We start from the raw sequence: 25427 nt of genomic DNA on the forward strand, positions 1-25427 counted from the left end.
CCAAAAGAGGAATGTGCGTCGAGTCGACACACGAATTGGTCACGAATGCATGACCTCGTTTGTTACTGTGCGACCGGGACCTGACAGTCCGACGCATCGCAGTCTCCGCCACGCGCTCCGGGGTCGATCCACCGGTATCACTCGTTATCCGGCGGCATTGGCCGCCCTTGGGTTATCTACCGTCGTCCACGCAGAGCACGTCTTGTGGCCCGTGAGTCGAGAGGTCCCCTCGCCGATGACCGGCTTGACGCAGTACCGAATACGCACACCACGCAACCCCGCCGAAGGCATCATTTCCCGGGCGTGTCCGACCACACGAATACGGGTGGGTCCGGCCGCCGCTTCCCAGAGATGCACCGTATCGGTTTCGGGCCAATCAGCCATCCATCGATACGTTCCTCTGACAACACTGCCGACTTGCGGTGTGCCGCTCATCGCGACCGCCGCTGCTACCGGCCTCATACGGGCTTCAACGTCTCGAGGAGGCGGTGGCGCCACGTCGGAAAGCGACGCGCCGGCACTTTCCATCTCATGCGTTGTGCCTGACACCGCAGCAGTCGATGCCTTGTATTCGCTGCATCCCGCGAGTAAGACGATCACGAAGGTGCTACCCAGATTTGCCAGGGTGACGATGGCGCGTCGGCCCATGGCTCGCCTGATGCGCAGGCAATGGGATGAAGAAGTCGAAAGCGTGTCAGCCTGTGTCGTGGTCATCAATGCAAAGCCCTTCGCCTCGCCGCGTGACACATCGACGTTACGCGTCGTCTTGCGACCAGCAGAAATATAGGATAAATCTACAAAGTCCAGCCTATTTGGATCTGCTTATAGGAAATATCCTAGATCAAATTAGGCGGATCACCTGACGGAACCTAAGTGCCACCCGCAACATGCGGTGTTTTCATGCGGGAACAACCCGATTCATGTACCGCTCATGCATGTGCCACGTTCAAATGGACAGGCGGATGACCAAAAGATTCATTCGACGCGGTGTGCGCGTGTCAACCACCATTGACGCTGGGCAAGGTGTGCAGATTCACCGGAGGCAGGACGTCACCCGGATAACGTGGCGATTCCTGATAGTGACGAATGCGCCCCGCATGACAGTGGAATTGCCGTCGGGCGTCAGACGCCAAAGGCCTTGAAGAACATGCCGAGCGCGACGGCAGCCATGAGCATAGAGAAAAGCTGCTGTAGTTTCGATGCCGCAAGACGCGGTGCGAGCGCACGTCCGAGCAACATGCCGATAATGGCACCCGCCACGAACATCCATCCCTGAGTGCCCGGGTGCATGCCGTGCCACCAGGCGTTGGCGACGGTCCCGGCAGAAATCAGTGCAATGACGAAAAGCGATGTCGCCACGACGCCGTGCACCGTGATATCGGTAAAGCGCCGCAACGCAGGGACGATCACGAATCCCCCCCCTACGCCGAGCAATCCCGATGCAAAACCGGATACGGCACCGATGCCGCTCAGTGTGCCCGCGACGCGACGCGTCCAGTGCAGTCGCCCCGTTGCGGGATCCAGACGACACGGCGGCAATGGCGCGCAGTTAGCCGATTCCCCGTTGCCAGCGGCCTTGGCTGCGCCCGAAGCACCGCTGCGCGACGCACGGTACATACGTGTGGCCACGATCAGCATAGCGATGGCGAAAAGGCCGACGAGCCAGCGCTCCGGCAACCGGTGTGCCATCCATGTACCGAGCGGCGCGACGCAAACCCCCACCCCCGCCATCAGCATGGCGGCGCGATAACGCACCAATCCGGCGCGCAGGCCCTGCGCGCTGCCGACCGCGGCGCTCGCACCGACGGCGAGCAACGCGACTGGTCCGGCCTGCGGCACGCCCCATCCCAGCCCGAAGACTAGCGCCGGCACGGCAAAAATGCCGCCGCCAGCCCCCGTCAATCCCAATACAAGACCGACGGCAGCGCCCAACAAGGCGGCCATCGGCGAAGCACCCGAGAGTTCGACAAACATGGGCGGAAATCCGGCAAAAAGTGACTTATCGCTCAAATCACTATTAGTCATAAGCTTATGACCATGAATTATATAGAGATTATGGGCAGCAGAAAAGCCCAGCCCGGCGGGGCCACCGGGCGGAAAACAGGCTTTTGAGATACGGAGCGCAGACCACGGCACTCACGTCACGGCACGACGTTGGCAGACGCAGACCGGCAACGCTATGGCAGCGTCAGCCGTGTCGCACGCTCCGAAACGATTGGAAGAGGAAGGGAATCACTGACTTTTCGGGGCGTCGATGGGTCTCGCCCCCGGCCCATCGCCGGTATCGAGTTCGGCAAGAATGTCGCCCGTATGCGCCCCCGGTGCAGGCGGGTCCACATGGGTGACCGGACTTTGTCCGTTGAGCCGCATCGGAGAGACGATCGTATGCGTTGCCTTACCGCCGGGCAGCACCATCGGCCGCACCCACCCCATGTGCGCCACCTGCGGATCGGCAAGTACGCGAGAGTATGTGCTGATCGCAGTGCATGGCACGCCGACCGCGATCAGCCGGGCTAGCCAGACACCTCGATCCTCGAGTACGAACACCGCTTCCAGCACATCTCTCAACGCGGCCTGATGACGGGCGCGCTCAAGAGCGTTGGCGAATCGGGGGTCGTCGAACAGATCCACACGATGCACCAGCGCGCAGATCGCCTGCCAATGCGCCTGCCCGTCCAGATCCATGCCGAAGTAGCCGTCTCTGGCCCGGAATGTGGGCCACGGAGCCACTGGGCCACCGAAGCGCACCGCGTCGTCCGACGCGAGTGGCGACACTTTGCCGTGCGCGGCAACCTCTGCCTGCCCCGGCCGGGACAGCCCGTCCGTTGGGCCAGACGCCTTCGTAGCCAGACCTGCCGCAGGCACCAGCCCCGCAAGGTGCGCCGCCTGCGCGCCCTCGTCGCCAGCACGCAATGCGGCGATGGCGAGGGTCGCGCCGAGCATCGGCACATCGATATGAACACCACGGCCCTGGAGTTTCGCGGCGACCAGTGCCGCCGACACGGAAAACGCCGCGTAAAGTCCTGCCGCCAGATCGGCCACAGGCAAATCTCGCGGCGGTTCGAGCCCGCTTGGTGCCGTCCCCAGCATACCGCGCAGGGCCTCTAGCGCCGGCACGCCCGGCTGCGCCGCAGAGCGCGGCCCATCCTGACCGAATGCGGAAATCGATACGTAGACCAGATGCGGCTGCACGGCGCTCAATGCGTCGTAGCCGAGCCCTGCCCGCGCGAGCGTGCCCGGCGGCAGACATTCGATAACGACGTCGGCTCCGCGCACCAGCGTGTGAGCGAGGCTACGGCCTTCAAGGGTGAGCAAATCGAGTGCGACGGAGCGCTTGTTTCGCCGCAGGCCGAGCTGCGCCGGCTCTCCCGACAGGGCTGCGCTATCGCTGATGATGTCGTCGACCGGATCGTCGACAAGAATGACGTCTGCGCCCATGTCGGCCAGCAGCAAGCCGCAGTAGGCCCCCGCCGCGCCACGGCAGAATTCGATGACGCGGATCCCCGAGAGTGGTGCGTTCAATATCTGACCCCCAAATTTGCCTGGCCTTTGTTGTAATTCTTGATCCTTGGCAACCGTCTGGCGCGGTGTTGAAGCATTCTAGAGCAAATATTCGACGCCGGTCACTGCGGAAAATAGGAGGCCGCCGCCCCCCGTTGCCATCGGGCAACAGGCGTTCGCGCGGTGACTCTCAGGACATGTCAATGACATAGACGCCGACTGTCATTCAGGGTGACGAAACGTCGTTCTGCGAACCTTTCGCCGCCCGTCCTGCGTCATAGCCAGCCGGCCTTGCGGAATTTCAGGAACAACAGCAGATCGATAACGATCATGACGGCAATACACACCGGATAGCCATACTGAAACTTCAACTCGGGGATATCGGCGAAGTTCATGCCGTAGATCCCGGCAATCATCGTCGGCACGGCGAAGAGCGCCGCAAACGACCCCAGCCGTTTCGTCGTCTCGTTCTCCGACAGCGAGATCATCCCCAGATTGACTGACAACGCGGTCGTGACCATTTCGCGCAGCAGATCGATGTTCTTCGTAATGCGCTGCAGATGATCGAACACGTCGCGGAAATACTCCTGCATGCCGCCGCACAATTTGGGCGCCATCGCACCGAACAGCTTGCTGACCGACTCCATCAGCGGCACACAAGCGTGCTGAAGCGTGATGAGCCTGCGCTTGAGTTGATACAGATCCTCAATGATCGCCCGGCCTTTCGCAGGTTCGTTCGGCGTGAAGATCTGCTCTTCTATCGCTTCAAGTTCTGCTTCAAGATCGTTGAGCACGGGGAAGTAACTGTCGACGATGGCGTCCATGAGCGCGTAGAGCACGAAGATCGAGCCCTGACGCAACAGCAGCGGCTCCTTCTCGGCACGAGCCCGCACCGCACCAAGCCCCTGAGTCGCGTTCGAGCGCACTGACAGCACATAATTGTGCCCGACGAAAATCGCCACTTCGCCGATGGAGAAATCACCCTCGGCGTCCTTGTTCAGCACATGCAGCACGGCAAAAAGCGAGTCGCCGTACTGCTCGATTTTCGGACGCTGGTGGCCGTGCTGCGCATCTTCGACGGCGAGATCGTGCAAGCCGAACTCATGCTGCATCAGCGCAAGTTCTCCCGGCCCCGGGTCCTTGAGCGCCACCCAGACAAAACAACGGGGGCGCTCGAGATAGTCCGAGATTTCATCGGGTTGCAGGTCGGCAATCTTGCGGCCATCCTCATAGGCCACACAATTCACTAGCATTCGTCTTCCTGTGCGAGGCGGCCGCCCTGCCCCGGCGCGAGCGCCAGAGACTTCGGGGGTGCCGGCCACGACCGTCACGCCTTGCGTGTCTCCTGCGCCTGCGCCGTCTGTTGCAGCGGCAGCCGGATATGAAGAATGCCCGCCTCCATTTCCTTGTCTTCGACAAATCCGAGATGACGGGCGAGTGTCAGCATACGCGTATTTGCCGTGAGGACATAGCCGATGAGTTCCCCAGTGCCTCGTTTGCGGCTGTAGTCGACTATGTGTTCCATGAGCGCACGGCCGAGGCCGCGCCCCTGCGCTGCCGGGCTGACCGTCACGGCAAACTCCGCCACGGTATTGTCGGGATCGGCCAGCGCCTGAACCACACCGAGCAGACGCGTATTGCCCGCCTCGTCCTTTTCCGTAGCGACGAAGGTCATTGCCCGGTCGTAGTCGATCTGGGTGACGCGCGCCATCTGCGAATGCGACAACTCCTTGATCAGGCCGAAGTAACGGAACTGCACGTCCTGCGGCGTAAGCGTATGGAAGAACGCGCTGTAGGCAGGCTCGTCCTCCGGCCGGATCGGACGCACGCGCACTGGCCGGCCGCCGGCGTCGATCGTGCTTTCGAGTTCCTGCGGATACGGGCGGATCGCAAGACGTCCGTGCCCCGGCAAGGCAGGCGCACGCGCCACGATACGAGCGTCGAGGGCAAGCACACCATGTGAATCGGCGAACAGCGGATTGATGTCGAGCTCGGCGATCTCGGGCACGTCACACACGAGTTGAGAGAGTTTGACGAGCGTGAGGTAGATTGCCTCGTGATCGGCGGCAGGCCGGTTGCGGTAGCCCGCGAGCAGCTTCGACACACGCGCACGCGCCACCATGTCGCGTGCGAGGTTCAGGTTCAGCGGCGGCAGACCGATGGTGCGATCGGCGATCACTTCGACCGCAGTGCCGCCTTGACCGAACAGCAGCACCGGACCGAACACGCTGTCCGTTGCCACACCGACGATCAGTTCGAACGCTTCGGCGCCATTGGCCATGCGTTGCACCGAGTAGCCGGTCACGCGCGCCCCCGGTTTCGCCGCCAGCGCACGTTTGCGAATCTGACAAGCGGCCTCGCGCGCCTGTTCGGCCGATTCGATATTGAGCACAACCCCGCCCACGTCAGACTTGTGCGTGATGTCCGGCGAGATCAGTTTGACGGCGACGGGAAAGCCAATACCCTGCGCCAACTCGCCCGCTTGTTCCGGCGTCTCTGCGACGAGTGTTTCCACCACGGGAATGCCGTAGGCGGCGAGTACCCCCTTCGCCTCCGGCTCGGAGAGCAACGCCCGCCCCTCGCGCATTGCACTGTCGACGATGGCGCGCACACGCGCCACATCGGGCGCGAAGCCCGGCGGAATCGACGGCGGCGTCTCCATCAGCAGCGACTGGTTGCGGCGATAGTTGACGGCCTCGAGAAACGCCCGCGCGGCGTTCTCCGGGGTGTCGTACGTCGGCAACCCGGCTTCCCGGCAGATCCGGCGAGCGCGCTCGGCTGTCTCACCACCGAGCCAGCAGGTAAACACGTTCTTAGACGGCTTGGGCAGCGCCGCAAGTGCATTCGCAACGTCCAGACTCGGCATGACCGCCGTGGGCGCCTGAATGAACAGCACGGCCGCCGTCTCCGGGTCTTCGCAAAGCGCCGCGAGCGTGGCGGTGTAACGCGCGAGATCGGCATCGCCGCCAATGTCCACCGGGTTGACCCGGCCAAGCGTTTTGGGCAACGCGGCGTCGAGTGCCTCGCGCGTCTTGTCGCTCAGATGGGCAAGCTTGCCGCCATCGAGCACGAGCGCGTCGGTCGCCATCACCCCCGCCCCCCCGCCGTTGGTCATGATCGACAACTTGTCGCCGTAGAACGGGCGCAACCGTGCGAGCGTCTCGACTGCGGCAAACAGTTCGTCTGTCGTATCCACGCGCAACATGCCGGCTCGGCGAATTGCCGCGTCGTAGACATCGTCCGACCCCGCCAATGCCCCCGTATGAGACGCCGCTGCCTGCGCCCCCTCGGGCACACGCCCCGACTTGATGACGACCACCGGCTTGTTGCGTGCCGCGGCGCGCGCAGCGGACATGAATTTTCGCGCATCGCGAATCGATTCCATGTACATCAGAATGGCGTCCGTGCCGGGATCGCTCGCCAGATAGTCGAGCATGTCGCCGAAGTCCACGTCGGCGCTGTCGCCCAGCGAGACGAAATGCGAGAAACCGATTTCACGGGCATCCGCCCAGTCGAGCACGGCGGTCGTCAGTGCGCCCGATTGGGACACAAAGGCAAGCTTGCCCGCGCGCGCGCCCATATGGGCGAAGCTGGCGTTCAATCCGATACCGGGACTCAGCAGTCCGATGCAATTCGGGCCGAGAATACGCAGCACATGAGGCTTCGCGTTCTTGAGCATGCGCTCCTGCAACGTCACGCCCTGACGATCGCGCTCGCGCGCAAGCCCCGAGGTGAGCACCACCACGGCGCGCGTGCCGCGCTCACCCAGTTCGCGAATGAGATCGGGCACCGTCGCCGGCGGCGTGCAGATCACGGCGAGGTCCGGCGCTTGCGGCAAATCGGCGACATCGCGATAGCACCGGAGATTCGCAAGCGTCGAGTACTTTGGATTGACCGGATAAATATCGCCTTTGAAGCCCCCGTCGACGACGTTTTGCAGCACGGTCGTGCCCACGCGCCGTTCGCGATTGGACGCGCCGATCACGGCGACCGATTTCGGCTGGAACATCTGACTCAGATTACGGGTGGTCATGGCGACTCCGGGAGATCGGGAGAAAGGCACGCGAACGCGCACCCCGGGCAGTGCCGGCGCGCGCGTTCGTTGTCACGAGATGAACCGTCGGACTGACGGCAAGGCGAACGGGCCCCCGAACGGGCGCCCGGTGACATGGCGATCAATCGCCTCGCAGGTGGGCTTCGACTTTCCACAGGTGGTCGTCAACGCCCCGCGAGATTTCCGTGAAGACGTCTGACGTGGTGGCATCGCCAATTTCCGCCGAGGCGTCGATCAGGCCGCGAATGATCTCGCCATATGCCGCGAGCGCTTCCGCCAGTGCCGCCGCGTGATCGAGACCTCGTTTGAACTCGTTCTTGTAAGGCGGCAATTCGGTCTTCTGAGAGACGGTTTGCACGCGGCCGTCGGCCACACCGCCCAGCGCCACAAGACGCTCTGCGCAAAGATCGGCCCATTCGATGGCCGCGTTGTAGACCTCGTCGAACAGCAGGTGAAGCTCGATGAAGCCCGGGCCATGTACGTTCCAGTGCGCCTGCTTGGCCTGACGCTGAACGTCGATGCCGTTGACCAGTCCGCGATTGAGCTGGTTGACCGACTCGATACGAATCTTTTCACCGAGGGTGTTACGCGTATGATTCAGAGCCATTTGACACTCCTGACGTCTGGCAGCCCGCAGGCTGCCGGGGGAAAGCCGTCGGCGGCGGACGAAACACTGGCCGCCCGCGCGGACGAAGAGGAACGTGCGTACCCCGGGGCCACAGTCAGACTACGACCGCAGATGCCCTGAAGGTGCCTGCGGTGCACCGTGCGCGACACCCCGCAACTTGAAACCGGCCATCACGAGCAATACGCCCCAGACGATGGCCCAAGACCCGATGGCCCAGATAAGCGCGAGCGCGCCTGCGCCCGGTTGCCACATGATGAAGATGGCGAACAGAATGCTGAACACACCGGAGAGAATGACCCACAGTTCGCCCTTGACCTCGCGACGCAACGCGATGCCGGCGGCCACCTGCAATATGCCGGCGACAAAACTCCAGGCCACGATATAGATGAGCAACGCAACGGCGGTCAACGCCGGGTTGAGATAGGTCAGGACACCGATGACAATGCCCGCAATGCCTTGTAGCAGAGGCAGCCACCAATCGGCATGCTCCTGACGCGCACTCCACGCCGCACCGAGCGAGAAGATACCGTCGACGAACGAAAACGCGCCGAAACACAACACCAGCACCGCAATCGTCACCCCAGGCAATGCAAACGCCGCGATACCGAAAATCACGGCCAGCACACCGCGCAACACTAGCAACCACCAGTATTTCGACAGAAGTCTGAGCATGGCATCCCTCTCGTGAAATATCCGCAGGTAGCGAACACGCGCAATGACCGTCCTATCACACGTTTGGTGTGAATGGCGGCAGGGCGCGTCAAGAGGTCATTCTAGAGACTGCTTTGTTGCGAGATCAAGTGAAATATGTGCGATTGCTTGTGCCATCTGCACGCGCTTTGATTAACGTCATGCCGCTTCGCGCTTCTCGTCTCGCTCCCGTCCCGCTCCCCTCCCCATCTCACGCACGTTGACTGCCCGGGACTGCGGCATGGTGCCGCAGGCGAAATGCGGAACTCGAAACGCGGAACACCGACACGCCACGCGTTGATTCACAACACCGTGCGCACTGCGTCACCCCAAAACGTGCGCTTTGCGCGTATGCAGACGATACTCGGCGGACGGCGCCCCGACAAATCAATAGGATCATTCCGAAAGTCCTGCGACCACGAACATTCCGGGCGAATGCCTTTATAGACTACGTAAAAAGCGTCTTCAAATAACGCGAGTATCACCGTCAGTTACGTATTCCCGATATCACGCCATCGCACGTTAAGGTAGGACTCCAAAGGAGAATGACAATGAATCGATCGCTGCTATATCTCGCCTTTTCCGCGATGGTGTGCGGACTTGGCCAAGCCGCCCCCGCGCACGCTGCCGTCTATTCGAACGGAACCGCAACGGCGCAGATGCGCGTGCAGTTGACGATCCTTCCCGGCTGCACGATCGCGGCCACGCCCATGACCTTCAATGCGGTTCAGGGGTCGGCCACCGGTCCGGTGGCCAGCACGTCGTCGCTCACGGTGATTTGCACCGCGTCGACGGGCTACAACATCGGCCTGAACGCCGGCACGGTTCCCGCTTCGACGGAGACGAATCGTCTGCTCGCCGGCACGCTCTCGGGCAACACCACCACGATTCCGTTCGGTCTCTTTCAGGACTCCGGCTACGGCACACCGTGGGGCAACACGCAGGGCACGAATACGCTGAGCGACTCGGGCACCGGTGTAGGCAAGGTGTACACCGTCTATGGACAGGCCACGCTGTCGGCCACGATGCCCGAGCCGGACGTCTATTCGTCGACGGTCACCGCGACCGTGTATTTTTGAGACGCGGAATCGATCATGACCCCATCGAGACCGGTCGTTCGCCGTCCAACAGCCTACGCCTGCGGCGGCGCGTTCGTGGCCCTGCTCACCCTCTGCGTAACCGACGGTAACGGCGCGACGCTGCAAGTCTCGCCAGTCATCGTCAATCTCCCGCCCACGCAGCCCGCCACCACGCTCACGCTGGGCAACTCCGGCGATCTGCCGGTTCACGGCCAGTTGCGGCTGTATGCGTGGACGCAACGCAATGGCGACAATGTCCTCACACCCACCGACGCGCTCGTCGCCAGCCCGCCGATCGTGCGCATCGAGCCGGGCGAGCGGCAGATCGTAAGGCTCGTACATGTCGCCCGCAAACCCGAGCGCCGCGAGCAGAGCTACCGGCTGCTGGTCGACGAACTCCCGTCTGCCGAGGCCACCGTTGCCGATGGGGTCTCTATTCGTCTGCGGTACTCGCTGCCGGTCTTCGTGCAAGCGAGCGACGCACATGCGCCATCGCTGCGTTTCGACGTGCGCATCGCCCAGGGCGAGGTTGAAGTACACAACAATGGCGAGCGGCATGCGCAGCTCGGCGCAACGCGTGTGCTGGATGCCGCAGGGCGCAGCGTGGAAGTGACCCGTGGGCTGCTTGGCTATGTGCTCGCCGGGCAATCGCGGCGCTTCCCCGTGCGCTGGCCCGCTGGCGCACCGCCCATCGCCCCGTTCACGGTGGAGTCGCGCATCGACACGGTACCGATGCGATTTGCCGCAGGTCCGGCGCCGGATGGCGAGCGCTAGCCGTGCTCGCGTACGCCGCCCCCGTGCCGTCGTCTCCCCCCGCTCTCCCGCTACCCTTGAGCGGTGGGCGAAGGCCGCCTCCGGTGCCGTGGTCACGGCGGCTGCCACCTCAATGACCATGGGCATCACCTCCCTTGGCAAGACAGGCGAGGTGCACGCCGCCTCCCCCACCCCTGTGACAAACGACGGCCGCCCCCCGGCGAGAGATGCCGCCGTCGCCACGCGCCTCGACGATGCCACGCTTCCGGCTGCGAGCGCGTTCGCACCGCCCCGGTTCCCTGGCGTTTCCCATCTGGATGGGCGCTACGTGCTTGACGTGATCGTGAATGGCGAGTCGACGGGACAATTGGCACCCGTCGTGCGCCAGCGGGGGCGATGGTTCGTTCGCGCAGGCGATCTGCGCGCGCTTGGGCTGTCTTCAAGCCGCCTGCCGACAGCCGACGGCACAGAAGTCGCCCTCGATGCGCTCGACGGCGTCGAAGCGACGTACCACGCCGCAAATCAGTCGCTCGCGCTACAGGTGAGCGATGCCTGGCTCACGCCCCACCGGCTTGCCAACCCGCCCCCTGTTCTCGTGAACGCAACGTCAGGCGCGGGCGTACTCGTGAACTACGACGGCTATGTTCAGCGCGACCGCTTCACACGCGCGTCTGTCTGGAACGACATCCGGGGCTTCTGGTCGGGCGGCACGGTGCATCAGACCGGACTCGTCGAGCATTCTCCGTGGCGGCGCGGATACCGCCGCTACGACACCTGGTGGCAACACGACGATCCGGCCCGGCTAACCACCTGGGCGGCGGGCGATCTCATCACCGGCTCACTTTCCTGGACACGCTCCGTGCGTATTGCCGGCCTGCAATGGCGACGCAACTTCAGCCTGCGCCCGGATCTCGTCACGTTCCCCATTCCTGCGTTGCGCGGTAGCGCCGTGGTGCCGTCGTCGGTCGATCTGTACCTCGACGGTGTGCGGCGCATGAGCGGGCGTGTTCCACCGGGACCCTTCGTGATTCAGGAGGCACCGGGGCTCACCGGCGACTTGCAAGCGAGCGTTGTGACACGCGACGCGCTCGGGCGCGAGCAGATCACCACGGTCCCGCTCTACGTCGATCCGCGGCTGCTGGCTCGCGGACTGTCGAGCTTCTCGGTGGAAGCCGGCCTGCCGCGCGACGATTACGGCGTGCGCTCGTTTTCCTACCGCCGTCATCCCGTTGTGTCGATGGCTACGCGTTACGGCGCGACCGACGGCCTCACGCTCGAAGCTCAGGCGCAAGCCGGGCGACGGCTCGCGCTGGGCGGTGCCGGTGCCCTGATGGCGTTGGGCAGACGGGGCGTTGTGAGCGCGTCGGGCGCGGTGTCTGGCGGCCACCGCACAGGCGGTCAATGGAGCGTTGGCTATCAATACCTGTCGCGACGCCTCAGTATCGACGCGCAGATGATTCGGACTGCCGGGCGTTACCGGGACATCGCGTCGCTCGACGGTGTGCCGGCGCCCACCGCCAGCGACCGCGTGAGTGTTTCCCTACCGTTCGCGCGCGGCAGCACGGCGTCGCTCGCCTGGTTCGCGCAACGCGCGCCGCGTCAGCCCGCGACCCGTGTGTTATCGGCCAGCTTGTCACTGCCGGCGGGTACGCGCGGCATGCTTTCCGTGGGCGGGTTTCGCGACTTCGCGCGGCGCGGGTCTCATGGGGTGTTCGCCATGCTCAGCGTCTTGCTGGGTGGTGGCGCGCTCGGGAGTACGTCGTTCAATCGGCAAGACGGGCAGACGCAAACCTGGGTGGCCGCCAGCCGTACACCGGATTACGGCGGCGGCTGGGGTTGGCAGGTGCTGGGGGGACGTGCCTTCTCGCAACGCACCGCGCAAGGCGAATTGCAGTATCTGGGCCGTCACGGCCAGATCTCGGCGCTCGCGCAACAGGTGGGGCATCAGACAGGCACCTCGCTCGGCGTGACCGGCGCGCTCGTCGTCATGAACAACACCGTGCACGCCACGCGACGCACCTACGACGCCTTCGCGCTCGTGAGCACCGACGGTCAGTCCGGCGTTCCGGTACTGCGCGAATCGGTCGCCATCGGTCGTACGGATTCGCGGGGCTACTTCCTCGTGCCGGATCTGAATGGCTTCGAAGCGACGCGAATCGACATCGACCCGACGCATTTGCCTGCCGATCTGGCAGTCGCTACAACGGAGCAGCGCATCGCGCCGCAAGCGGGCAGCGGCGTATTCGTTCACTTCCCCATACGCCGCTACCGTGCGGCACTCGTCACGCTCGTGGACGCCACAGGCCAACCGTTGCCCCCGGGCACCCCGGTGCAACATGTGCAAAGCGGTGCTGTCACCGTGGTCGGCTACGACGGCGAAGTCTTTGTCGACGCCCTTGGTCCGGATAACACGCTTGAATCCCGCGACGGACGCCAGCGATGCCGCGCATCTTTCGACTGGACGGCGCCGCGCGAGGGCCGCATGACCCGCCTGGGGCCGCTGGAATGCGTTGCGTTCGGCACGTTGGCTGACGAGCGCTCCCCGCAAGGCGCGCAGGAGGACCGCTCATGACCGACGTGTCGCGCAGACGACGGGGGTGGCAACGCTGCCTGTGGGCCACCGGCCTCACCCTCCTGAGCGCTGCGGCGCAAGCGCAAACCTGTTCGCTCGGCACGCCGATGCTCGCGTTCCCGGCGTTCAGCCCGATCTCGGGCGCCGCGCTGACAGCCACGGGCACGATCCCTGTGTCGTGCACCTGGCCCCTGCTTGGCGGCAATCCGAACGTCAAAGCGTGCCTCGCGCTCAACGCGAGTCAGCCGCTCTCGCTGAGCAATGCCGGCAACGCCATCACATTCGGAATCTTCACTGACTCCGCGTTCTCGAACACATGGGGCACCGCCCCCAGCAGCGCCATTGCCATCACGATGACACGCCCGCTCCTTGGTGGCACGTTGACACAGAACGTGAATTTTTACGGAAGAATTGCCGCCGCACAGACGACCGTGCCGACGTCCGGCAGCAGCAACACCGTCTACACGCGGGTCTTCACATCGGGGGAGATGAGTTTGCAGTATGCGTCGTACGGCTTGCTGTCTCCCGCCCCCGCCTGCGGCAGCGCCATGACCGCTGCCCCGGGCACCCCCTTCAGCGCCAGTGTGACGGTCATCAACAACTGCACCATTGCCGCCGCCAACATCACCTTTGCAACGCAATCGGCGCTGACCCGTCCGGTCGCCGGCGCGGGGCAGCTCACGGTGCAATGCACGAACAACGACGCGTTTCGCGTCAGCCTGTCCGCTGGGCTGCTGGGCACTGTCACCTCACGCAGCATGACCGGCCCAACGGGCAGCAGGGTCAGCTACCAGCTCTATCTGGACAGTGGCTACGCCACGATCTGGGGGGATGGCACATCGGGAACGTCGCAACTGTCTGCGGTGGGTACCGGGATCGTGCAGTTCATCCCGATCTACGCCCTTGTGCCGTCGCAATCGACACCGGCCCCCGGCATCTACACCGACAGCGTGACAGCAACGATTCAGTTTTGACGGCGTGGCTCAGGCCGGCGACTCGCCGCAGCTCATATCGCCTCGGCGCGCGGCGGTTTGAGCGGCAGGACCTGAATGCGATCGCCCTGCTTGACGCCAAGCGCCTGCGCCGCGAGCGGACTGAGGGTGAACGCGCGCCGCTCGGGACGCCCTGAGACCAACGTGGCGCGGAATCCGTCAAGGGCGAGGCGCGCGACGAGATACGGTTCGGTGTGTGAGACCGCAGATGCAGGGCTGCCGTCGTCGACGGCGTTCGATGCGATATTCACGCTGAGGTAGCGGCTGTCGCGCGCAGCACGGAGGTCGGCAACGCGGGCTTCGAGCACCGGGCCGCTGTCGAAAATGTCGACGTGCGCCCCCGAGCGCATGCCTTCCTGTTCCAGCAAACGTCGCGCCGGGAGGGTGTCTCGATGCGTCACGCCAATGGCGGCTTGCGCCTGCGCGGAGAGAAAGTCGACATAGATCGGATACTTCGGCATGAGTTCGGCGACGAACGACTTCTTGCCGATGGACGTCAGGTAATCCGCCTGATCGAAATCGATCTTGAAGAAATGCTGGCCCAGCGACTGCCAGAACGGGCTCTGCCCATCGTCGTCGAAATAGCCGCGCAACTCGGCACAGACGTGCGGGCCAAAACGCTCGGGAAATTGCGCCATAAACAGGAAGCGCGCTTTCGAGAGCAACGCGCCGTTGCCCGCCCCTCGCCACGCCGGATCGAGCAACAGCGAGCAAAGTTCGCTGTAGCCGGTCAGATCGTTCGAGAGCGAGAGCGTCAACATCCGGGACCAGACGTTCAACTCACGGCTCGCGTGCACGATCGTATCCTTGCGATACGTGTAAAACGGCTGCTCCAGCCCAACGGCGGCCTCCAGCCCGCATACGCCCGCGATTTCGCCGGTCGATACGTCTTCCATCACGAACAGATAGCCCTGCTCGCCCGTGGGCGCGTGCCCTTGCAGCGTAGCCGCAACGCGCGCCAGACGCGCTTCGAGCGCCGCCTGATCCGGCTTGAACGACGTCATGCCCGGCCCGGCCAATGCGGCCAGCTTCAGCAAGGCGGGAAGATCGTCGGGCCGCGCGAGACGCACCACACGCAGTGAGGTCGCCGTGCCGTCGCCCGGCAGATCCGGAGAGACCGCCGGGGCTGATGGCGCTCCCGAGGCCATCGCGGCAGACGCTTGCGGGGAAGTCACCATTTTCGATTGACGGGTCATGAGCGCATCCAGCGAAGTCGGTGAAACAAGGGCCGGAGCGACGTCATCCGCCGGTCCGGCCCGAGGGTCTGTGCGCGAACGCTCAGATCGAGGTGAGGTGAAGCGCTATCAGGCTGCCTTCGCCGTCGCAGCGACGGCCGCCACTGCCTTTTCCAGCGACGCCAGACCGGCATCGATATCGGCGAACGGGATATTCAGCGACGGCGCGAAACGCACCACGTCACCGCCGGCCACGAGCAGCATCAGGCCATTCTTCTCGGCTTCCACCACGATGTCTTTGGCGCGACCGGCAAAGGCCGGCTTGAGTACCGCCCCGATGAGCAGCCCCATGCCGCGCACCTGCTCGAACACGCCATGACGCGCGTTGATACCCTCAATGCCCTTGACGAAATGATCGTGACGGGCCTTCACGCCGTTCAGCGTCTCGGCCGTATTGATCAGTTCGAGCACACGCCCGGCGATGGCCGTGGCAAGCGGATTGCCGCCGTACGTGCAGCCATGCGTGCCCGGCGAGAAGCTGGCCGCGATCTTGTTCGTGGTGAGCATGCCACCGATCGGGTACCCGTTGCCCAGCGCCTTGGCAGTGGTCAGAATGTCCGGCGTCACACCATATTGTTCGTAGGCGTACAGCGTGCCGGTACGGCCCACGCCCGTCTGCACTTCGTCGAAAATCAGCAGGGCGCCGTGCTTGTCGCACAGGGCGCGCAGCCCCTTCAGGAAGGCCGGATCGGCCGGCAGCACACCGCCCTCGCCCTGCACCGGCTCGACGATGACCGCTGCGGTGGCGTCGGAAATCGTCGCCTCGACCGTCTTCAGATCGTTGTACGGCAGGTGCATGATGCCGGCGGGAACCGGACCGAAACCTTCGGTGTACTTCGCCTGACCGCCCACGCTGACAGTGAAGAGCGAACGGCCGTGGAACGAGTTGAAGAACGAAATGATCTCGCTCTTTTCCTTGCCGCCGCGCTCGGCGGCGTGATCGTAAGCGTAGCGGCGCGCGAGCTTGAGCGCGGCTTCGTTGGCTTCGAGCCCCGAGTTGCAGAAGAATGCCTTGTCGGCAAACGTCGCCTCGGTGAGCGCCTTGGCCAGACGCAACACCGGCTCGTTGGTGTAACCGTTGCCGATGTGCCAGACCTTGCGCGCCTGCGCTTCGATGACCTTCACCAGCTCAGGGTTGGCATGGCCGAGCGCGTTGACCGCGATCCCGCCGGTGAAATCGACATACTCACGACCTTGCTGGTCCCACATGCGCGAGCCTTCGCCGCGCACGGGCACCATCTGGGCAGGGGCGTAATTGGGCACCATCACGTCGTCGAACGTCTGGCGGGTCACAGCGATTGGCTGGCTCATGACTACCTCGTGAAATCGGAGTGCAATCTTCGATTGCGGGGCAGGCCCGGACAAAGGTCACTGCCCTGTGAAAAAACCTGGCTGGGGGCTCAGGGTGCCTGCGACGCGCCGTCTGCGAACCACCTTCAGCACGGCACTCGGCGCGCGTACCCTCGCATTGTAATCAGATGCGACGCGCGGATATACCTCTGCGCGCGTCGCAATCGTGAGAATTACAGGACTTTGCGCAAGAATTCGCGCGTGCGTTCGTGCTTCGGGGCCGAGAAGATTTGCTCAGGCTTGCCTTCTTCCATGATCACCCCCTGATCGATGAAGAACACACGGTCGGAGACATCGCGCGCAAAACTCATTTCGTGAGTCACGACCACCATGGTCATGCCTTCGTAGGCAAGCGACTTCATGACTTCGAGCACTTCCCCCACCAGTTCCGGGTCGAGCGCCGAGGTCGGCTCGTCGAAGAGCATGACCTTGGGCTGCATGGCAAGCGCGCGTGCAATGGCCACACGCTGTTGCTGGCCGCCGGAGAGCTGGTTCGGGAACGCGTCGATCTTGTCGATCAGGCCCACCTTGCGCAGCAATTGTTCCGCGATGGTCACGGCCTCACTGCGCTTGATGCCGTTCACCTGCATCGGCGCGAGCACCAGGTTCTCGAGCACCGACATGTGGGGGAACAGGTTGAAGCGCTGAAACACCATGCCCACGCTGGCGCGCATGGCATTCATGTCGGTTTTCGGATCTTCCACATGGAAGCCGTTCACGAGCACCTCGCCCCCGCTCACCTCTTCCAGCCCATTCAGGCAGCGCAGAAACGTGCTCTTGCCCGAGCCCGACGGCCCGATCACACACACGACTTCGCTTTCTTCGATGCGGCACGAAATGCCGCGCAGCACGTGCGCCTCGCCGTACTGCTTTTGCAGGTTATTGACGACGATCACCTTTGCCGTACCTCGTTTCAAGATGTTGAACAAATGCCGACAGCACCAGCGTGATCACCCAGTAAATGAGCGAAATCGTCAGATACGGCTCCCAGTAACGGGCGTAGGCACCGGACACGGTGCGCGCCGCGTAGGCCAGTTCCGCCAGACCGATGGCCGACGCCAGCGACGAGTCCTTCACGATCGCAATGGCGTTATTGCCCAATGGCGGCAGCATACGGCGAAACGCTTGCGGCAGTACGACCTTGCGCAGCGTCTGCATGTAGGTCATGCCCAGCGAGCGGGCAGCTTCGGCCTGACCGCGATCGATCGATTGAATGCCGGCGCGGAAAATTTCGGAAACGTAAGCCCCGGCATTCAGCGAGATCGCCAGCACCGCCGACATGAACGCCCCGTATTGCGAGCGGATTTCACGCGCCAGATCACCGCTCACGAGCAGACCGCCCGACGGGTTGATCAACAGCGGCATCAGCGCGAAGTGGATCAGCAGGATCTGCACGAACAGCGGCGTGCCCCGGAAGAAGCTGACGTAGAAGCGAACCGGGTATTGCACCGCGAAGCGCAGGAAATACTTATAGAAGCCGTGACGCGCTTCGGCCAGACGGCCGACGCCAAGCACGAGCCCAAGTAACGTGCCGGCGATCACACAGATCACCGTGCACTTGAGCGTCATCAGCGTGCCCTCGACGAACAGGGGCATGTACTCGCTGATGATGTTCCACTGGAACCCACCCATGAAGCACCTTTTTACAAAATGAAACGAACCGGCTGCCCGGCAGAAAAACGCTCGCGGCCCGGGGGTTGACGTCGATAAACGACGATCAGCTCACGGGCCGCGAGAGGCCAGATATCTGGCGCGCGTGGCGCGAATCTTACACGCGTTGCTTACTGTTGCGGCAGCGTCGGCACGTCGGCGTCGAACCACTGCTTGTAGATCTTGGCATAGGTGCCGTCAGCCACGATCTTCTTCAGGCCGGTGTTGATCTTGTCGAGCGCCACCTTGTTGCCCTTCTTCACGGCAATGCCGAAGTACTGGCGCTTGAACTTGCTGTCGTAGACCAGCTTGAACGGCTTTTCCGGATGGCTCTTGATATAGAACTTGATCACGCCGACGTCGCCCACTGCGGCGTCCACGCCACCGCGATACAGCTCTTCGAGCATCAGCGGCGTGTTGTCGAAACGGCGGATGGCGGTGCTGGCCTTGCCCAGTTCATCCGAGACGGCGATGTCGCCGGTGCTCGAGTTGACCACGCCCACTTGCAGCTTCTTCAGATCGGCCAGACCCGCGACCTTGGCGCCCGGCGAGGTGATGATGACCTGATCGGCCGGGAAGTACGGGGCCGAGAAGTCGACCATTTCACGACGCTTGTCGGTAATGGTGATACCCGAAATGATGATGTCGCGATCGCCCTGATCGAGCGTAGCGAAGATACCTTCCCACGGCGTGCTGACCAGCTTCACATTGAATCCGCCTGCCTTGCCGATCGCCTTGATGACGTCGATGTCGAAGCCGACCAGTTCTTTTTGCGGCGTTTCGAACTCGAACGGACGATACGTGCCGCCTGCCCCCACGGTGTAAGTGGGATCGGCGGCCTGCGCTGCCGGGACCGCGGCGAATGTCGTCAGAAAACAGGCGGCGGCCAGCACGAGGCGCTTCGTCAACATGTTGATTTCCTTGGCGAGAATTCTTGAAAGAGCGCAATGATACTCCTCGACGCCCCCAAAACGAAAAAAACCCGCCGAAGCGGGTTCTGTCGTTGCGATCTCGCGACGTGGCGCGCAATTCTCACGTAACGAGATCGCGAGCCGGGCATCGAGGACGGCGGTTTCCGTCCCCTCGCCCGAGCGCGCGGGCGGCGCGTCAGAAAGCCCCTGCCGCTATCGGACCGGCGGCTTGCCCGGGACCGAAAACCACATCGCGGTAGGTCTTGCCCGCCGGGATCATCGGATAGACATCGTCTTCGCGAGCAACAAGAACATCCAGCAGATAAGGCTCGTTGGGGTCTTCCAGCATGCGGGCGAGTGCCGCAGGCAATGCCTCGGCGCGGGTGACACGGGCTCCCGCCACGCCGTAACCTGCCGCAATGGTGACGAAGTCCGGATATGGCCGGCCATCGTCCGCCCCGTCGGGCACGTTGGGGTCCACCAGCGACGACGCCACGCGATTGCGCGCGTAGATCATGTCCTGCCACTGCCGAACCATACCCAGCCACTGATTGTTGATGACCAGCACCTTCACGCCCAGCCCGTAGCGGCGGCACGTCGAGAGTTCGTTGACCGACATGTTGAGGCTGCCGTCGCCGTCGATATCGATCACCGGCACGTCGGGCAACGCCACCTTGGCGCCGATGGCCGCCGGCAGACCGAAGCCCATCGTGCCGAAACCCGCGCTGGACAGGAAAGTGCGCGGCTGACGCAGTCGCAGATGCTGCATCGCCCACATCTGATGCTGTCCCACCCCCGTGGTCACGACCGCCTCGGGTGGCAACAGCGCCGCCAGGGCGGTGATGACGTCAACGCCCGTCAGCTCGTTCGCGTCGCCTGCCGTCCCCAAGGCTCCGGTCTGCGCCACGCGCAGCGGATGCGCCTCGCGGCGCTCGCGCAAGTAAGCATGCCAATCCGGCACGTTGCGGCGCTTTGCATGGGCCAGCAGACCGGCAAAGGCATCGCGCAGATCCGCGTGCACACCGAGCGTGACGGGCTTGTTCTTGCCGATTTCGGCGGCGTCGACGTCGACATGAACGATTTTTGCGTGACGCGCGAACGACGACGGGTCGCCGATCACGCGATCGTCGAAGCGCACGCCGAGCGCCAGCACGAAATCCGCTTCGTTCACCGCCACGTTGGCCGCGTAAGCCCCATGCATGCCGAGCGGACCGAGCAGCAACGGGTGATCGTCCGGCATTGCGCCGAGCCCCATCATCGTGAGCGCCACGGGGCAATCGAGCGCCTCGGCCAGCGCCACCAGCCGTGCGCCGGTGCCTGAGGCGATCACACCGCCGCCGGCATAGATCACCGGACGCTCGCTTTTCGCCAGCAACGCGGCGATCCGCTGGGCCGTCTCGTCGCTCATTCCAGCCGGCACCGGCGCCGCGAAACGCTTGTCGGTCGGCTGGTCGGGGCGCGCCTGTTGAATGTCTTTCGGAAAATCGAGCAGTACGGGGCCGGGCCGCCCCGCCAGCGCGCAAGCGGCCGCCTCGCGCACTGCGGCGGGAATATCGCGTGGCTCACGCACCTGCCGGGCGAGCTTCGTCACCGGCCTGGTGATCGCGACAATGTCCACTTCCTGAAACGCATTTTTGCCGAGCCAATGCGTCGCAACGTTGCCAGTGATGGCGAGGACCGGCACCGAGTCGCTTGCGGCGTCGGCAATCCCCGTTACCAGATTCGTCGCACCGGGGCCGGACGTCGCCAGACAAACGCCCAGCTTGCCCGTGGCGCGCGCGTAGCCCTGCGCGCCGAAAACCGAGCCTTGTTCGTGTTCGGTACGTACCAGCGTGATGGCAACGCGCGAGAGCGCATCGAGCATCTCGAGGTTGGCGCCGCCCGGATAGCAAAACACCGTGTCGACTCCAATCTCGACCAGCGTGCGCGCAATAAGGTCTGCGCCTTTGGCAGACAACGGGGCAACGGGCTGGGAGACAGCACCGGTCACGGTTTCGGCAGCGGGCAAAGTCAGATCGAGTTTCATGGGGACGTGGTTTCCTGCGGATTCCGTCGAACGAGAACGGATTGTTGCGGCAAATATGCCTAATAAGCGTCAAGCTTACGGGCATCCGCCGGTAAATGCTTCGCGTATCGTTGACAAAATGCCAGCAATTTCACATGATTTATTCGGATTTTAATTTATCGAGGAATAAATCATGCAACTTGATGAATTCGACGAGAAAATTCTCGCACTTCTTCAGGTGGACGCCTCCCTCTCCGCCGCCCAAATCGGCGAGCGCATCGGCCTGTCTCAGTCCCAATGCTGGCGTCGCATCGACCGACTGGATGCCGAGGGTGTCATCGAGCGTCGCGTCGCGCTGGTCGACCGCAAGAAGGTCGGACTGAACGTGATGCTGTTCGCCCATGTGAAGCTTGCCGGCCACAACCGCAACGCGCTGCCGGAGTTCTCAAAGGCGATCCAGGAATTCCCCGAAGTCCTCGAATGTCATGTCCTCATGGGCAACGTCGACTTTCTGTTGCGCATCGTCACACGCGACGTCGACGCATACGAGCGATTCTTTTTCGAGCGCCTTTCCCAATTGCCGATGGTGCAGGAGGTCAACTCGATGATCGCCCTCTCGCAAATCAAATCGACGACGGTACTGCCCATCGGTAACGGCACAGCCTCTCTCGGCGGAAGTGCCGGATCGTCCATCAGCACTTCATGACACTACGCTGACAACTTCATGTCACGAAACAGGCAGTAGACTGTCGGCCCGCGTGCCGGACATCGACACCGTGCAACAGCATTGTGGAAGTCGCCGGCGCACGTTGGACAGCGCCCCCGCAAGCCTCTATCCTTAAACATCCACTCCGGGAGCCTTGCATGAAACGTTGGTTCGGACTGACTGCCGCAGCCGCCATTATCGGCGTGACGGCCTGGTGCCTTATCCCTGCGCATGCCGCCCTGAAAAACGGCGCTCAAGCGCCTGACTTCTCTGCGCAGGCGTCGCTGGGCGGCAAAGTGTTTACCTTCTCGCTGGCCGATGCACTCAAGAACGGCCCCGTCGTGCTGTACTTCTATCCTGCGGCGTTCACCAAGGGTTGCACGATTGAAGCCCACGACTTTGCCGAAGCGACCGACAAGTTCAAGGAGATGGGCGCAACGGTCATCGGTGTGTCGCACGACAACATCGACACGCTCAACAAGTTCTCCGTGTCCGAGTGCCGCAGCAAGTTTGCCGTGGCGGCCGATACCGACCAGCACATCATGCGTGCGTATGACGCCGTGCTCTCGCTCAAACCCGATTACGCGAATCGTGTCTCTTATGTCATTGCTCCCGACGGCAAGGTGATCTATAGCTACGTTAGCCTCGATCCGGACAAGCACGTTGCCAACACCATGGAGGCCGTCCGCAAGTGGCGTGCCGCACACCCTGCGTGATCGCAGTTCAATCACAGGATGATGCAGCATGAAAGCCATAGCACGTGCACAAACGCGAAGCGAAGAACTCGCCAATAGTGTCAGTCACGGCGTTGCCTGCCTGGCGGCACTCGTAGCGATTCCCTTCCTTTTCACGGCGGTTCGCCCGCCCTCGCCAAGCACGGTTCAGCAGATCGGCATTGGCGTTTTTGCGGTCACGATGGTGGTCGTTTATCTGGCCTCCGCGTTGTATCACGGGCTTCCCGATGGTCGCGCGAAACGCGTATTCATGCGCGTTGATCACTGCGCCATCTTTCTTTTCATTGCCGGAACCTACACCCCCTTTACGATCAAGATTCTCCACGATCCGTGGGGCTGGCCGCTGCTCACCGGTGTCTGGGTCATGGCACTGGCCGGACTGATCGCGAAGTCGCTCGGCCTGCTCGACCGGCCGCTCGTCTCCACCCTGCTCTACATCGGTCTGGGGTGGGTGGCCGTGCTGGTCGCCGGTCCGGTGCTCGCGGCCATTCCTGGCCCGGGCGCCGGATGGCTTTACGCTGGCGGCGTCGCCTACACTGTCGGCGCGATCTTCTACTCGCTCGACGGCCACATCAAGTTCGGACATTTCGTCTGGCATCTGTTCGCCATTGGCGGAACCGCCTGCCACTATCTCGCGGTCTGCCGCTACCTGTGATCTCCCAGTGAGCGCCGGCAATCCACGAGTTTCTCGGATAGCCGATCACATCGCGCGGTGAGCGCCGGGTCGCCAAACATCCGGCACGCCCCGCGCATGCGATGCAGCAATGCCTGCGCGGCGTGAAGATCGGCCGGTCGGCGCGTGGCGATCAATCGGCGAAAACGCGCGAGGTCCTTGGCCATTTCTTCACGCATCAAACGGCGTGCATAGGGATCGTCCAGCAGTGACGGCCGCGTCGTCTTACGGCGCTCGCCGGTATGATCGGAGGCAGTCCGCTGCGGCGCATCGACACCCGCGGGACCCTCAATGCCATCTGTACCAGCCGTACGCTCTGCACCATCCTCTCCGGGGCACGGCCACCGCACCGCCAGCGTCTGGGTGAGCCGCTGTCGTGACACCGGTTTCGTCAGGACGTCGTCAATGCCGGCCTCTCTTGCCGCACGGGCTCCCACGATCGACCCGGTCACAGCAAGCACGACCGGGGCCCGGCGGCCAAGCGCCGGGGCCAAGGCATGGAGCGTCTTCGCCAGCGTCAGCCCGCAAGCGCCGCCGAGCTGCACGTCGGTGAGCACCACGTCGACGTCATGCGAAATCCATTGCAGAAGCGCTTCCGTCAAATCCTCCGCCCGTTCGACCACGCATCCAAGCGACGTCAATTGTTCTGCGAGGATGGCCCGATTCATCACGTGATCGTCGACCACCAGTGCACGGAGCCCGGCGCGCACGTCAATGCGAGCGACAGACCGGGCGACAGGCGCAGGCGCAACTGCGCGTCGCATCACGGCCTCGCGCTGCGCAGCCGGCGCCGGCTGCGCGGACGGCATCGAAAATGGCGATGCGAACGGCAGGGACAACCGGAACCGCGCCCCCGAAGTGGAAGGCGCTACGCTCAGCGAGCCGCCCATACGCTGCGCCCATTGCTGTGAGATCCAGAGCCCCAGCCCGGTGCCGGACACCGAGCGATCCGCACGCGCAAAGGCCGCGAACACTGCGTTTTCCATGCCGGCCGGAATTCCAGGCCCGGTATCGCTCACAAAGATCGTCAACCGCCCCGAGTCAGCATCGCCCCGCGGCGCCATCACGCACGAATCGCGATGATCCGCCACCGGCTCCGGTGCTGCGTCCCACGATACCCGGACTGCAACGCCGCCGCAAACCGTGTACTTCAACGCATTGTCAAGCAGCGTTCGCAGCATCTGACGCAGTCGTGTGGCGTCGCCCCGCATCATGGCAGGCACATCGTCGGCAATGTCGCAGGCCAGCACGAGTCCTTTCGCGTGAGCCATGCCCGCAAAGAGGTCGACCTCCTCGTCGAGGCATGTTCGCAACTCGAAAACTGTCTCGCGCAGCGGCAGATGTACGGCATCGCCCTGCCCCAGTTGCAGCACATCGTCTACCGCGCCCGCCACCACGCCGAGCATGCTTCGCATGGCGTCGAGTCGCTCGCGGGGCGCCGGCGCATCGGCTTCCCCCTCCGGACCCCCTGCACCTCCCCCGCCATCGACACCATTGTCGAGAGCTTCATCGCTGCACAGTGCATCGAGATGCCCCTGCAGCACCTGCAACGGGGCCCGCAACTCGTGCACCAACGCCATTCGAAAAATGCTGACGTCCTCGCGGCCGTCCCTTACATGGCCTTGCGGCGCGAACGATGTCGCTGCAGGCAACCCATCGGGTTCATACCGTCCGGCATCGGCGCCACCGCGCCGGAAATTGGATTTGTCGAGATTCATCGCGTCGTTGACGCCGCATCACGATTCACGCGCTTCGGCGTACTGAAGAACTGCAGGAGCCTTTTAGTCTGGCCTTTTGCTGGACGCTTGCGACTGCGCAAATTCCGATCTTTTTTTGTGAATGCGGCACTTTCGGAATCGCCCGAGCCGAATCATTCAAGTTCTGCCTCTCATCT

Annotated in this window: 21 protein-coding genes; 7 read left to right on the forward strand and 14 right to left on the reverse strand. The window is 63.4% G+C overall.

The features are described 5' to 3' along the window. Nucleotides 1–144: 144 nt before the first annotated feature. The 7 genes from AT395_RS25590 to AT395_RS14315 all read right to left on the reverse strand — a co-directional run bounded on the left by AT395_RS25590 (nucleotide 145) and on the right by AT395_RS14315 (nucleotide 8855). On the reverse strand, nucleotides 145–714 hold the full coding sequence (locus AT395_RS25590) for a hypothetical protein (protein WP_156219755.1): 570 nt from the start codon (nucleotides 712–714) through the stop codon (nucleotides 145–147). Nucleotides 715–1122: 408 nt separating this feature from the next. Next, the gene (locus tag AT395_RS14290; RefSeq protein ID WP_231606154.1) at nucleotides 1123–1974 is read right to left on the reverse strand and encodes a sulfite exporter TauE/SafE family protein; all 852 of its coding nucleotides are present in this window, start codon (nucleotides 1972–1974) and stop codon (nucleotides 1123–1125) included. 258 nt (nucleotides 1975–2232) lie between these two features. Next, nucleotides 2233–3522, reverse strand: a complete 1290-nt coding sequence (locus tag AT395_RS14295; RefSeq protein WP_048629551.1) for a CaiB/BaiF CoA transferase family protein — start codon at nucleotides 3520–3522, stop codon at nucleotides 2233–2235. Nucleotides 3523–3776: 254 nt separating this feature from the next. After that, entirely contained in the window at nucleotides 3777–4754 is a 978-nt protein-coding gene (gene corA, locus AT395_RS14300) for a magnesium/cobalt transporter CorA (RefSeq protein WP_042116173.1), read from the reverse strand. Between the two features lie 74 nt (nucleotides 4755–4828). Beyond that, a complete protein-coding gene (locus AT395_RS14305) occupies nucleotides 4829–7534 on the reverse strand; it encodes a bifunctional acetate--CoA ligase family protein/GNAT family N-acetyltransferase (protein ID WP_042116174.1) in 2706 nt (901 codons plus the stop codon). A gap of 142 nt (nucleotides 7535–7676) precedes the next feature. Next, the gene (gene dps / locus AT395_RS14310) at nucleotides 7677–8162 is read right to left on the reverse strand and encodes a DNA starvation/stationary phase protection protein Dps (RefSeq protein ID WP_042116175.1); all 486 of its coding nucleotides are present in this window, start codon (nucleotides 8160–8162) and stop codon (nucleotides 7677–7679) included. Nucleotides 8163–8282: 120 nt separating this feature from the next. Beyond that, the gene (locus tag AT395_RS14315) at nucleotides 8283–8855 is read right to left on the reverse strand and encodes an HdeD family acid-resistance protein (RefSeq protein WP_042116177.1); all 573 of its coding nucleotides are present in this window, start codon (nucleotides 8853–8855) and stop codon (nucleotides 8283–8285) included. A 569-nt stretch (nucleotides 8856–9424) separates the two neighbouring features. On the opposite strand from AT395_RS14315, the gene AT395_RS14320 reads away from it, so the two are divergent. The 4 genes from AT395_RS14320 (at nucleotide 9425) to AT395_RS14335 (ending at nucleotide 14251) form a co-directional block, all read left to right on the forward strand. Further along, nucleotides 9425–9952 (forward strand): Csu type fimbrial protein, encoded by a 528-nt coding sequence (locus AT395_RS14320; protein WP_042116178.1) that lies wholly within the window; start codon nucleotides 9425–9427, stop codon nucleotides 9950–9952. Between the two features lie 15 nt (nucleotides 9953–9967). After that, nucleotides 9968–10726, forward strand: a complete 759-nt coding sequence (locus tag AT395_RS14325) for a fimbrial biogenesis chaperone (RefSeq protein ID WP_053086400.1) — start codon at nucleotides 9968–9970, stop codon at nucleotides 10724–10726. Between the two features lie 118 nt (nucleotides 10727–10844). Further along, nucleotides 10845–13277: a fimbria/pilus outer membrane usher protein gene (locus tag AT395_RS14330; protein WP_167370732.1), complete on the forward strand. Its 2433-nt coding sequence runs from the start codon at nucleotides 10845–10847 to the stop codon at nucleotides 13275–13277. Then, on the forward strand, nucleotides 13274–14251 hold the full coding sequence (locus AT395_RS14335; RefSeq protein ID WP_048629553.1) for a Csu type fimbrial protein: 978 nt from the start codon (nucleotides 13274–13276) through the stop codon (nucleotides 14249–14251). The genes AT395_RS14330 and AT395_RS14335 overlap by 4 nt, the downstream gene beginning before the upstream one ends. 32 nt (nucleotides 14252–14283) lie before the next feature. On the opposite strand, the gene astA is transcribed toward AT395_RS14335, so the two are convergent. From astA to ilvB, 6 genes are all read right to left on the reverse strand, one after another. Further along, on the reverse strand, nucleotides 14284–15348 hold the full coding sequence (gene astA, locus AT395_RS14340; RefSeq protein WP_042118614.1) for an arginine N-succinyltransferase: 1065 nt from the start codon (nucleotides 15346–15348) through the stop codon (nucleotides 14284–14286). A gap of 225 nt (nucleotides 15349–15573) precedes the next feature. After that, complete coding sequence (locus AT395_RS14345; RefSeq protein ID WP_048629554.1) at nucleotides 15574–16815, reverse strand: aspartate aminotransferase family protein; 1242 nt, start codon at nucleotides 16813–16815, stop codon at nucleotides 15574–15576. 212 nt (nucleotides 16816–17027) lie between these two features. Then, nucleotides 17028–17750 (reverse strand): amino acid ABC transporter ATP-binding protein, encoded by a 723-nt coding sequence (locus AT395_RS14350; protein ID WP_042116186.1) that lies wholly within the window; start codon nucleotides 17748–17750, stop codon nucleotides 17028–17030. Then, nucleotides 17734–18486 (reverse strand): amino acid ABC transporter permease, encoded by a 753-nt coding sequence (locus AT395_RS14355; protein ID WP_039365933.1) that lies wholly within the window; start codon nucleotides 18484–18486, stop codon nucleotides 17734–17736. The genes AT395_RS14350 and AT395_RS14355 overlap by 17 nt, the downstream gene beginning before the upstream one ends. A gap of 149 nt (nucleotides 18487–18635) precedes the next feature. Next, nucleotides 18636–19415 (reverse strand): basic amino acid ABC transporter substrate-binding protein, encoded by a 780-nt coding sequence (locus AT395_RS14360; protein ID WP_197088097.1) that lies wholly within the window; start codon nucleotides 19413–19415, stop codon nucleotides 18636–18638. A 196-nt stretch (nucleotides 19416–19611) separates the two neighbouring features. Then, nucleotides 19612–21441, reverse strand: a complete 1830-nt coding sequence (ilvB, locus tag AT395_RS14365) for a biosynthetic-type acetolactate synthase large subunit (protein ID WP_058375209.1) — start codon at nucleotides 21439–21441, stop codon at nucleotides 19612–19614. A 172-nt stretch (nucleotides 21442–21613) separates the two neighbouring features. Between ilvB and AT395_RS14370 the strand changes: the two genes are divergently transcribed. The 3 genes from AT395_RS14370 (at nucleotide 21614) to trhA (ending at nucleotide 23515) form a co-directional block, all read left to right on the forward strand. Continuing rightward, a complete protein-coding gene (locus tag AT395_RS14370; protein ID WP_048629556.1) occupies nucleotides 21614–22126 on the forward strand; it encodes an Lrp/AsnC family transcriptional regulator in 513 nt (170 codons plus the stop codon). 158 nt (nucleotides 22127–22284) lie between these two features. Next, nucleotides 22285–22842 (forward strand): peroxiredoxin, encoded by a 558-nt coding sequence (locus AT395_RS14375; RefSeq protein WP_042116189.1) that lies wholly within the window; start codon nucleotides 22285–22287, stop codon nucleotides 22840–22842. A gap of 28 nt (nucleotides 22843–22870) precedes the next feature. After that, complete coding sequence (trhA, locus tag AT395_RS14380; protein WP_042116190.1) at nucleotides 22871–23515, forward strand: PAQR family membrane homeostasis protein TrhA; 645 nt, start codon at nucleotides 22871–22873, stop codon at nucleotides 23513–23515. On the opposite strand, the gene AT395_RS14385 is transcribed toward trhA, so the two are convergent. Then, nucleotides 23506–25113: an ATP-binding protein gene (locus tag AT395_RS14385; RefSeq protein WP_167370733.1), complete on the reverse strand. Its 1608-nt coding sequence runs from the start codon at nucleotides 25111–25113 to the stop codon at nucleotides 23506–23508. The genes trhA and AT395_RS14385 overlap by 10 nt on opposite strands. Nucleotides 25114–25427 lie beyond the last annotated feature (314 nt).

This window comes from Pandoraea apista (genome assembly GCF_001465595.2).
Lineage (GTDB): Bacteria > Pseudomonadota > Gammaproteobacteria > Burkholderiales > Burkholderiaceae > Pandoraea > Pandoraea apista.